The sequence below is a fragment of the Streptomyces sp. NPDC046203 genome (assembly GCF_040646255.1).
Taxonomy (GTDB): Bacteria; Actinomycetota; Actinomycetes; order Streptomycetales; family Streptomycetaceae; genus Streptomyces.
Genome location: NZ_JBEYZX010000012.1, coordinates 145147 through 155293, shown reverse-complemented (window position 1 = coordinate 155293; position 10147 = coordinate 145147). Strand labels below are relative to the sequence as shown.

The window sequence follows — 10147 nt, the reverse complement described above, 5'->3', positions numbered from 1 at the left end:
GCCCCCCCGCCCCCCCCGGGGCGCCCCCCCCCCCCCCCGCGGCCCGGCCCGCGGGCCTCCGGCAGCGCCGCGCCGCGCTGGACCGCGCCATGGGCGTCGTACGGGACCCGGCGCGCGCCACCGCCGGACGGGGCTCCGGATTGCTCCTCGGCCCCACCCGCCCCGGCGGCTGCCACCGGCTGCTCGGCAACGCCTTCCACGGCATGGCGGCGACGCTGTACTGGCGGGTGCCCGGCTACGCCGCGTGGCTGGAGACGGCGGACACGACCGAGGCGTACGCCTTCCACCGGGCCCAGATCCAGGCGGTCACCTGGCGGATCGCGGCCCCCCGGCTGGTGCTGCGCGACTCCTTCCACGCCCGCTATCTGAAGCAGCTGCTCCGCGTCTATCCCGACGCCAAGGTGATCCAGGTGCACCGCGACCCGGCGGACACCGTCGCCGCGTGCGCCGGGATCGCCACGGCCCTGCGCGCGCGCACGGCCCACCGGGTGCGGCCGGCCGGGCCGGAGTGGGCGGACCGGGTCGAGCGCCATGTCGTGGCGGCCGAGCGGGCCCGGACCGACGTCCCCCGGGGCCGGCTGCTCGACGTCCGCTTCGCCGACCTGCTCGCGGACCCGGCCGGACAGGTGCGGACCGTCCTGGCCTTCGCGGGGGTCACCGCGACACCGATGTTCGACCGCGTCGTGTCGACCTTCGTCGACGGGACGGCCCGCGAGGCACGCCGCGCACGGCTCTTCCAGCCGTCCGAATTCGGCCTGTCGCGGCGGGAGTTGACCACCCGATTCGCCCTCTACCGGGCGAGATACGGGGTGTGAGTACGACCGGGTGCCCCGAGACATGAGCCCTCGGGGCACCCGGATCTCTTCGTACGGAAAACGGCAAGCAGAGACACCAGCAGAGACGCAAGTAGAGCCACCAGCAGAGACCCAGGCAACGAACGAGACAGAGGCGAACCACACGTACTCGGAAAGCGAGTGACACCGGTGACCGTGCACATCGACGAGACGACAGGGCCGCCCGGGCGGCCACCCGCACCACCCGCGCCATCCGGCGGGAGCGAGCCGCCCGCCCCACCCGAATTCCGGCTGCCGGCATGGCGGTTGACACTAACCGTGGGCGTCGTCGTCCTCGGCGGGCTGCTCTTCGGCTTCGACACGGGCGTCGTCTCCGGCGCCCTGCTGTTCCTCAAGGACGACTTCCAGCTGACCTCCTTCCAAGAGGGCGCGGTGATCTCCTCGTTGCTCCTCGGCGCGGCGGCCGGCGCGCTGTGGAGCGGGAGGCTCGCCGACCGGTGGGGGAGGCGGCGGACGCTGATCGCCGTCGCCGTCACCTTCACCCTCGGGCTGCTGCTCGCCACGGTGTCGGCCGGCTTCTGGACCCTGGTGGCCGCGCGAGTGGTCCTCGGGCTCGCCGTGGGCTCGGCGTCCTCGCTCGTCCCGCTCTACCTGGCCGAGGTGGCCCCGGCGCGGCTGCGCGGGCGGCTCATCACCGTGAACCAGATCATGCTCACCGCGGGCATCCTGGTCTCGTACCTGATCAACCTCTGGTTCGCCGGGGACGCCGACTGGCGCGCGATGTTCGGCGCGGGCCTGGTCCCGTCCGTCGTGATGCTGATCGGCCTCTTCTTCGTACCCGAGAGCCCGGTGTGGGAGGCCCGGCGGCAGCGCGAGCGGGCGGACGGGAGCGGGAGCGGGAACGGGAACGGGGCGCCAGGGCGCGAGGCGGCCGGCGAGCCGGTCCGGTCCGCTCCGCGCGGGATGCTCTCCGAACCCGTCGTACGACGCGCCCTGTTGATCGGCCTGACGATCGGCGCGGTGCAGCAGTTCGCCGGGATCAACACGATCATCTACTACGCCCCCAGCATCATGAGCCGGGCGGGCCTGCCGGCCACCAACTCGATCATGTATTCCGTCGCCATCGGCGTGGCCAACCTGCTGATGACCGTCGCCGCGATCCCGCTGGTGGACCGGGCGGGCCGCAAGCCGCTGCTGGTGGGCTCGCTGGTGGGCATGGCGGTGGCGCTCGTCCCGCTCGGTTTCGCCCTGAACGGGGTGTTCGGCGGGGCCTCGCACCTGGTCAGCCTGGTCTCCATGGGGCTGTACGTGTCCGCGTTCGCGGTCGGCATCGGCCCGGTGTTCTGGATCCTGTCGGCGGAGGTCTTCCCGCCCGCCGTACGGGCCCGGGGGGCCGCGCTGTGCGCGCTCGTCAACTGGGCGGCCAACTTCGTCGTCGGACAGCTCTTCCTGCCCGCGGCCGATGTGCTCGGCGAGGCAGCCGTCTTCTGGTTCTTCGCGGCGGTCTGCGTCGCGGCCCTGGTGTTCGTGCTGCGCGTGGTCCCCGAGACGAAGAACCGCTCGTTCGACGCGATCCAGCGGGACCTGGAGGCGGGAACGGCGGCGGCCCGCAGGAAACGCCGCGCCGCGTCCGTACCGGCGCCGACACCGGCACCCGTACCCGCGTCCGTACCGGCGCCTACACCGGCACCCGTACCCGTACCCGTACCCGCGCCCGTACCGGCGCCCGCGCCGACACCGGCACCCGTACCCGCGCCCGGCCCTCTCCCCGTGGCGCACGACTGACTCTTGCATCGGGATGCAAGTAGAGGCGGTGAGTCGCCGCCGAGATCCCCACCTTCCCCCACCACCACCCGCTCACGTACGGGCGCACCCCTCACTCACCGACCCGACCCGACCCACCGGAGGTCCCCATGGCGGCGAACGTCGCCCCACCCCGCACCGAACTCCACGCCCCCACGCCCAGACCCGAGGGCTTCACCCGCCTCCCCTCGCTGACCGGACTGCGTTTCATCGCCGCGGTCATGGTCTTCCTCTTCCACGCGTCCCTGACGACAGAGCCGCCTCTCAACCCCTTCAGCGGCGGCGTCTCGGACTTCTTCCACGCCGCCGCGAGCAAGACGGGGTGGATGGGCGTCACCTTCTTCTTCCTGCTCAGCGGCTTCGTACTGACGTACTCGGCGCGCCCGAACGACACCCCCCGCCGGTTCTGGCGCCGCCGTCTCGTCAAGCTCTACCCGAGCCACGTGGCCGGCTGGATCGGCGCGATGGTGCTGTTCGCGGCGGCCACCGCGACCTGGCAGCAGTGGCTGCCCAACCTGCTCCTGCTGCAGACGTGGATCCCGAAGTACCACACGTACCTGAGCATCAACCCGCCCAGCTGGTCGCTGTCCTGCGAGGTCTTCTTCTACCTCTGCTTCCCGCTGCTGCACCGCTGGATCGCGCGGATACGGCCCGAGCGGCTGTGGGCCTGGGCCGCCGGGCTCGCCGTCGTGATCACCGCGATCCCGGCCCTCGGCTACCTCCTGCTGCCGAACGGCACCATGTCCAACGGCTTCCCGGTCTCCGAGATCCAGTACTGGGCCGTCTACATGCTGCCGCCGGTGCGCACCCTCGACTTCGTCCTGGGCATCGTGATGGCCCGCATCCTGATGACCGGCCGCTGGATCAACCTGGGGATGCTGCCCGCGTGCGGCCTGGTCGTCGTCGGGTACGCGATCGCCAACACCACCCCCTGGCTCTTCGGGCTCAACGCGGCGGCGCTCGTCCCGTTCGCGCTGCTCATCCCGGCCGTCGCGAGCAACGACCTGCGCGGGGAGCGCTCGCCGTTCCGGGGCCGGGTGATGGTGTGGCTCGGTGAGGTGTCGTTCGCCTTCTACATCGTGCACAACGTGCTGCTGGTGTACGTGCGTTCACTGATCGGCGAGACCCGCCACTTCGGCTTCGCCGGCGGACTCGGCGTCATGGCCCTGTACTTCGCGGTGTGCCTGGGGGCCGCGTGGCTGCTGCACAAGGGCGTCGAGATGCCGATGATGCGGCACTTCGCCAAGCCCCGGTCCGAGCGGCGGCCCGCCGCGGCCAAGGGAGCCAAGGGAGCCAAGGGAGTCGACGGGGCCAAGGGAGCCAAGGGGGCCAAGCGGCCCGTGACGGCGGGCAACGGCTGATCCCCGGGCCGGGGCCGGACCCCGGACCGGACCGACCGGGCCCGAGAACGAGCCGGCGCATCCGTACCGAGGGTGCACCGGCTCTTCTCCGGCCGTCACACTCTGTTCATGGGACACGTGCTGACCTATGCTTGCAAAGGCAAGTATTCACTGCTGTGCCGGTACGGAAGGGCGAGGCGTGGGGCCGCCTCGGCGAGGCCGATGTCCGGGCGCAGGTGAGGACAGGACGGTGAAGACGGCATGGCGACGGCCGCGCGCGGGCGACTCAGTGGCGAACTCGAACTGTGGAGGCAGCTCCTGCTCCTGGTGAACGGGGTCAGCATGAAGCTCGACAAGAAGCTCCAGCGCCAACACGGCGTCACGGCCTCCGAGTTCACCGCCCTGTCCGTCCTCGGGCGCGGAGCGCTGCGGATGCAGGAGCTCGCCGACTCGGTGGGGTCGAGCCAGTCCACGATGAGCCGGCTGGTCGGCCGTCTGGAGAACGAGGGCCTGGTCGCCCGTACGGTCGGCGAGGAGGACCGCCGGGTGATGTTCGCGCACCTCACCGCGGACGGCCGCAAGCTGGTCGCGCAGGCGCAGGACACCTTCGCCCGTGAACTCGCGCTCGCGCTCGACCTGGCCGCCTTCGAACCGGAGACGGCGTCGCTGGTCAACCGGCTGCGGCACGTCCCCGCGACCCCGGCACGCTGAGCGGCCGCTCCCTCCAAGCGCCTCCTCGTCGAAGCGCCCCCTTCCGTACCCGGCCACGCGAAAGCCCCGCCGGGGGCGGCCTGCGCCACCCCCGCCGGGGCCTCGTACGGATGGTCGCGCCCGGCCCATGCCGTACGTACGGCATACGTACGGCATACGTACGGCATACGTACGGCATACGTACGGCATACGTACGGCATACGTACGGCATGACGTACGCCCGGCCCGGCGCGCCCCGTCCCGACCCGACGCGTCAGGCCGCGTCGCCCTCCAGGAACTCCTCGAGCAGCTCGGCCAGTTCGGCCGGCTTCTCGAAGACCGCGAAGTGACCCGCGTCCAGCTCGGCGTACCGGCTGCCCTTGATCGCCGCGTGCAGCTCACGGGAGTGCGCGACCGGGATCATCCGGTCGTGCGTGGCGCCGATCACCAGGGTGGGCACGGTGATCCGGGGCAGGTGGTCGGTGAGGTCGAGCTCCAGGTTGAGCGCGATCTGCCGGCCGATGCCCGACGGGATGCCGCCCGAGACCATCTCCTCGACGCCCGCGACACCGAGGGCGTTCACCTGGGTGGTGGTCCAGCCGTTCAGCTGGAGGAAGCGGCCGAAGGTCTCATGGTCGAGCTTGTCGAGCCGGTCCCACAGGTCGAAGAACAGCTCCTGGCGGGCGTCGTTCTTGATCCAGCCGGCGAGCAGCACCAGACGGCGCACCTTCTCCGGGTGCTTGGCGGCGAAGGCGGCGACGGCGAGCGCGCCCTGCGACCAGCCGAGCAGGTCGACCGGGCCCTCGGCGCTGCTGTCCTCGATCGCGGCACCGATCTGCTCGATGAGCAGGTCCAGGGTCAGCGGGCCGCCCTCGTCCTCGGTGGCGCCGCTGCCCGAGTAGTTGGGGACGACGACGGTACGGCGGTCACTGAAGGTGTCGCGCAGGTGGTCGTAGGTACCGGCGTCGCCGCCCGTGCCGTGGACCAGGACGAGACCGGGGCCGGTGCCGGTCTCGAAGTACTCCACCTTGGAGCCGTTCGTGGAAGCGAAAGGCATGGCTCTCTCCTAGCTTGCTGTCGTGCAGGTGGGGGATGCCGCGCCGGGGGAGACCGGTGCGGCGCCGCGGCCCGCCGGACGGGCCGCGGAAGTCAGGGGGCCCGGCGGACCGCGAAGGATCGCGGGTCCGCCGGGGCGGGGACGTCACGGGCCCCGGCGGGCCTCGGGCGTCAGGAGGTCCGGAGGGTGGCCGGTTCGACGGACTGGGCGTGGCGCAGGATGCCGCGCGGGTCCCAGGCGGACTTCACCCGCTGCAGACGCGGGTAGTTGTCCTTGTAGTAGAGCGCGTACCAGGGCGTCGTCGAGGTGTTGAGCGCCGGGTCGCCGAGGTCGACGTCCGCGTAGTTGACGAAGCAGCCGTCGTTGACACGGCTCGGCGCGGGCACGCCGCCGGTCGCGGCGTAGACGTCCCGGTAGAACTCCCGTACCCAGCCGAGGTGTCGGGCGTCCTCGGCGGGGTCCTGCCAGAACGCGAGGTACTGGAGCTTCAGCACCGAGTCGCGCTGGGCCACGGCGGTCGCGCTCGGCGCGACGGCGTTGATCCGGCCGCCGTAGCCGGCGATGAGCAGCAGTGCGCCGGAGTTGGAGTAGTCGGTGCGGGTCAGGTGGTGGTACGCCGCGGTCAGCTGGTCGTCGGGGAAACTCGCCCGCATATAGGCGGACTTGTCCTCGAACCGCAGCGTCGGATCGCCGCCCGCGAAGCCCGGCCACTTGGTGGCGTGCAGGAACGGGAGCCGCTGGGTGACACCCTGCGGGGTGACGGGCACACCCGCGCCGACCGCCGCGATGAACGCGTCGAGGTCGGCCTGGGCACCGGGCCGGGTGGCGTCGATCTGGGTGACCATGGTGATCACGCCGGCCGACTTGTGGGAGACCTTGAGCTGGCTGAACAGGTCGAGGCAGGAGGCGTCCGGCCCGCCGTGGGCGACGAACCAGTCGCCGTAGTTCTGCACCAGCCGCTTGAAGCCGGCCTGCGTCAGGCCGTCCCAGGACCAGGTGACGGTGCTGGTGAGCAGCTCCGACGGCGGCCGGGGGAGCAGCGTCGACGGGTCGGTGCCGGTCGCGCCGGGCGTACGCAGCAGGTACTTGGTGACGATGCCGAAGTTGCCGCCGCCCCCGCCGGTGTGCGCCCACCACAGGTCGCGCAGGCTCGCGTCGGCGGAGTCCCGGGTGGCGACGACCTTGCGGACGGTGCCGTCCTGGGCGACGGTCACGACCTCGACGCCGTGCAGATGGTCGACGGTGAGCCCGAACATCCGCGACAGCGCGCCGTATCCGCCGCCGACGATGTGACCGCCGGCCGCGACCGACGGGCAGGAACCGCCGGGCAAGGTGACGCCCCAGCGCTTGAACAGGATGCTGTAGACGTTGGACAGCCAGGCGCCGGGCTCCACCACGAAGACCCGCTGGTCGGCGTCGTAGCTCACGTCCGTCAGCTGCGACAGGTCGATGAGGACCTTGACGTCGGAGTTGGTGGTGAAGTCCTCGTAGCAGTGGCCGCCGCTGCGCACCGCGACCCGCTTGCCGGCGGCGACGGCCTCCCGTACCGCCTCGACGACCTGGTCGGCGGAGGAGACGAGCCGGACGTAGTCGGGGGTGCCGACCCAGCGCTGGTTGGTGCCGCGTATCAGCTCCGGGTAGCGGGCGTCGGCGGGTCTTATGGTGACCGCCGGGAGATCGGGGGCTCCGTTGGGCATGGTGGGCCGGGGGCGGGCGGGCGCGGCCTGGGCGAGGCCCATGGCCGGGACCGAGGCGCCGAGGGCCAGACCGCCCGCCACGGCGGAACGCCGCAGGACCTTGCGCCGGGTGAGCTCACTCATCGTGCTACTCCTTCAGTGGGTCGTCAGTCGTGGGAGACGTCGGCCGCGGCGGGAACGGCCGTGGCGGGGACGGGAGTCGGAGTGGTGGTGGATACGCCGGCCGGGGCGGACACACCGGCGCCGGCGCCGGCGGTGGCGGTGGCGAGGGCGGTACGGGCGGCGCGCCGGTCCTTGCGCAGCTCACTGGCCGCGACGGTCATCGCGAGCCAGGACAGGACCGCGGAGGCGGCGATGACCGTCCGCAACCCGAAGTCCAGACCGAGGAGTTGACCGCCGAACCAGGCGCCGAAGGCGATGCCGATGTTGAAGGCGCCGATGTTGATGGCGACGGCGAGCGTGGGGGCTCCGTCGCCGGCCGCCGTGAGGATCCGCGCCTGGAGGCCCGGCATCACGGCGAAGTACGCGGCGCCGAAGGCGACGAGGAGGACGACGAGCAGCCAGCCGATCCGGCCGCCGATCGCCATCAGGGCGAGGACGCCGCCGAGCACCGCGAGGACACCGACGAGGGACGGCATCAGCGCCCGGTCGGCCAGCCGGCCGCCGACGAGGTTGCCGACGAGCGAGCCGCAGCCGACGAGCAGCAGCAGCCAGCTGACGGCCTTGGGGTCGAAGCCGCCGATGTCGGTGAGGATCGGGTTCACGAAGGTGTACGCGGTGAAGACGCCCGCCATCGCCAACGCGGTGATGACGATGGCGAGTTGCACCCGGCGGTTGCGCAGCACGCGCAGCTCGTCGGCGGCTCCGGCGTCGCTCGGCACGGGGACGGCGGGCTGCAGCCAGGCCACCAGGGCGAGCGCGATCAGGCTCAGGGCGGCGATGCTCCAGAACGCCGACCGCCACCCGAAGTGCTCCTCCAGGAGGACGCCGAGCGGCACACCGAGCACGGTGGCGAGGTTGAGGCCGACGGCGACCCGGGAGACCGCGGACGCCTCCTTGCCCTTCGGCGCCAGCGAGCCGGCCACGACGATGCAGACCGCGAACAGGGTGCAGTGGGTGATCGCCGACAGGACGCGGGCGGTCATCAGGACCCCGTAGTTCGGGGCCACCGCGGCGAGCACGTTGCTCGCCGTGAACAGGCCCATCAGGCCGAGCAGCAGCGGCTTGCGGGGAGTCCGGCTGCTGAGGAGGGTGACGATCGGGCCGAGGACCACGACGCCGAGCGCGTACGCCGTGACGAGCAGACCCGCGTCGGACAGGGAGACGTCCAGGTCGCCGGCGATGGCGGGCAGGACACCGGCCACGACCAGTTCCGCGCTGCCGACGCTGAAGACGCAGAGCATCAAGGGGAAGAGGGCAAACGGCATGGCTGTTTCCAAGTCACGGGTCGGGTCACGCGCCGCGTCGCGGAGGGGGTGCGGCGAGGCGCGTCACGAGTCGGGGCGTGGGGCGGAGCGTGGGGCTTCCGGAGCGGTCGGGCGGGACCCGGTCGTCCCGGAGCGGCCGGTTCGCGATCACCGCGCGGCGGTGGGGCGGGGCGCGGTGATCACGAGGCCGATCAGGGCCGGTCACCCTCGGCCGACCGAGGCCGGTCAGGACCGGCCGGGTCGGGCCCGGGGACCGGTCAGGCCCAGGGGTCGATCAGCAGCTTTCCGCGCGCGCCGCCCGCCGCGAGCCGCCGGTGCGCCTCGCCGGCCTCGGCCAGCGGGAACGTCTCGGCGACGCGCAGGGTGAGCACGCCCTTGTCGACCAGGCCGGACAGCTCTTCGAGACGCCGCCCGTCCTGCTCGACGTACGACATGCGCACCTCGATGCCGCGCTCCGCCACGGGCGGGGCCGTCGGCACGATCGAGACGGCGCGCCCGCCGTCGCGCACCCCGGCGATCGCCGCGGGCATGCCGGCGGTCTCCAGGAGCGAGGCGGCGGCCCCCGCCGGGACGGGGTGCTCGCTGGAGTACACCTCGTGGGCGCCCAGCGCGCGCAGCCGCTCGGCGTCGCCGGGACGGCCGTAGGCGAGCACGCGCAGGCCCCGGTGGACGGCCAGCTGGACGGCGAACCCGCCCACCGAGCCGGTCGCGCCGGTGACGAGCAGCGGGCCGTCGGCCGGCGGGTCGAGGACCTCCAGCGCCTGGTGGGCGGTGAGCCCGCCGAGCGGCAGTGCCGCCGCGTGGGCGAGTTCGGCCTCCCGGGGGGCCGGCGCGGCCAGGGCGGCGTCGAGGGCGACGTACTGCGCGTACGTCCCGACACCGGTGGCCATCTGGGCGGACATGGCGACGACCCGGTCCCCGGCGGCGAAGCGGTCGACCCCGGGGCCGCACTCCTCCACGGTGCCGGAGAGGTCCCAGCCGAGGGTCATCGGGAAGTCGAGGCGGATGTGATCGGCCTTGGAGCCCGAACGGACCTGGAGGTCGACCGGGTTCACGGCCGCCGCGGCCACCTTGACCAGGATCTGTCCGGGGCCGGCGGCGGGGCGGGGGAGTTCGGCCACGGTGAGCTCTTCGGGGCCCCCGTACCGGGGAAGAGTGCTGGCGCGCACGCAGGTGCCTCCTACAGATATGTGATTACGGGCAGAACGTAGCAGCCGTTCGGTTCTCGCCTCCTGCCTGTGCATACAAGGGAGTTCTACTTCGCCAAGTCCAGAAAATGGTCCATCGAGGCTTGCTGTTGATTGCTTGAGAATGCATAGATTAAGACCGCTCTCCGCAC

8 protein-coding genes are annotated in these 10147 nt (G+C 72.3%); 4 read left to right on the top strand and 4 right to left on the bottom strand.

Annotation, left to right across the window (positions count from 1 at the left end; genetic code table 11):
- Nucleotides 1-89: 89 nt before the first annotated feature.
- From ABZ990_RS13185 to ABZ990_RS13170, 4 genes are all read left to right on the top strand, one after another.
- Nucleotides 90-815 carry a sulfotransferase gene (locus ABZ990_RS13185; RefSeq protein WP_361229848.1) on the top strand — a complete coding sequence of 242 codons (726 nt, stop codon included), beginning with the start codon at nucleotides 90-92 and terminating at the stop codon, nucleotides 813-815.
- Between the two features lie 159 nt (nucleotides 816-974).
- Nucleotides 975-2579 (top strand): sugar porter family MFS transporter, encoded by a 1605-nt coding sequence (locus ABZ990_RS13180; protein WP_361229845.1) that lies wholly within the window; start codon nucleotides 975-977, stop codon nucleotides 2577-2579.
- 128 nt (nucleotides 2580-2707) lie between these two features.
- Entirely contained in the window at nucleotides 2708-3958 is a 1251-nt protein-coding gene (locus ABZ990_RS13175) for an acyltransferase (protein WP_361229842.1), read from the top strand.
- Nucleotides 3959-4198: 240 nt separating this feature from the next.
- Nucleotides 4199-4648, top strand: a complete 450-nt coding sequence (locus tag ABZ990_RS13170; RefSeq protein WP_361229839.1) for a MarR family transcriptional regulator — start codon at nucleotides 4199-4201, stop codon at nucleotides 4646-4648.
- Between the two features lie 253 nt (nucleotides 4649-4901).
- On the opposite strand, the gene ABZ990_RS13165 is transcribed toward ABZ990_RS13170, so the two are convergent.
- The 4 genes from ABZ990_RS13165 to ABZ990_RS13150 form a co-directional block, all read right to left on the bottom strand.
- Entirely contained in the window at nucleotides 4902-5684 is a 783-nt protein-coding gene (locus tag ABZ990_RS13165; protein WP_361229836.1) for an alpha/beta hydrolase, read from the bottom strand.
- Between the two features lie 170 nt (nucleotides 5685-5854).
- Nucleotides 5855-7504 carry an FAD-binding oxidoreductase gene (locus ABZ990_RS13160; protein WP_361229833.1) on the bottom strand — a complete coding sequence of 550 codons (1650 nt, stop codon included), beginning with the start codon at nucleotides 7502-7504 and terminating at the stop codon, nucleotides 5855-5857.
- A 23-nt stretch (nucleotides 7505-7527) separates the two neighbouring features.
- The gene (locus ABZ990_RS13155) at nucleotides 7528-8808 is read right to left on the bottom strand and encodes an MFS transporter (RefSeq protein WP_361229830.1); all 1281 of its coding nucleotides are present in this window, start codon (nucleotides 8806-8808) and stop codon (nucleotides 7528-7530) included.
- Between the two features lie 257 nt (nucleotides 8809-9065).
- Complete coding sequence (locus ABZ990_RS13150) at nucleotides 9066-9977, bottom strand: NADP-dependent oxidoreductase (RefSeq protein WP_361229828.1); 912 nt, start codon at nucleotides 9975-9977, stop codon at nucleotides 9066-9068.
- Nucleotides 9978-10147: the final 170 nt, after the last annotated feature.

Bases quoted from the DNA above. Each gene is read 5' to 3' on its own strand.
- ABZ990_RS13175 (WP_361229842.1), top strand. From the start codon at position 2,708: ATGGCGGCGAACGTCGCCCCACCCCGCACCGAACTCCACGCCCCCACG.
- ABZ990_RS13185 (WP_361229848.1), top strand. From the start codon at position 90: ATGGGCGTCGTACGGGACCCGGCGCGCGCCACCGCCGGACGGGGCTCC.
- ABZ990_RS13170 (WP_361229839.1), top strand. From the start codon at position 4,199: ATGGCGACGGCCGCGCGCGGGCGACTCAGTGGCGAACTCGAACTGTGG.
- ABZ990_RS13165 (WP_361229836.1), bottom strand. From the start codon at position 5,684: ATGCCTTTCGCTTCCACGAACGGCTCCAAGGTGGAGTACTTCGAGACC.
- ABZ990_RS13160 (WP_361229833.1), bottom strand. From the start codon at position 7,504: ATGAGTGAGCTCACCCGGCGCAAGGTCCTGCGGCGTTCCGCCGTGGCG.
- ABZ990_RS13155 (WP_361229830.1), bottom strand. From the start codon at position 8,808: ATGCCGTTTGCCCTCTTCCCCTTGATGCTCTGCGTCTTCAGCGTCGGC.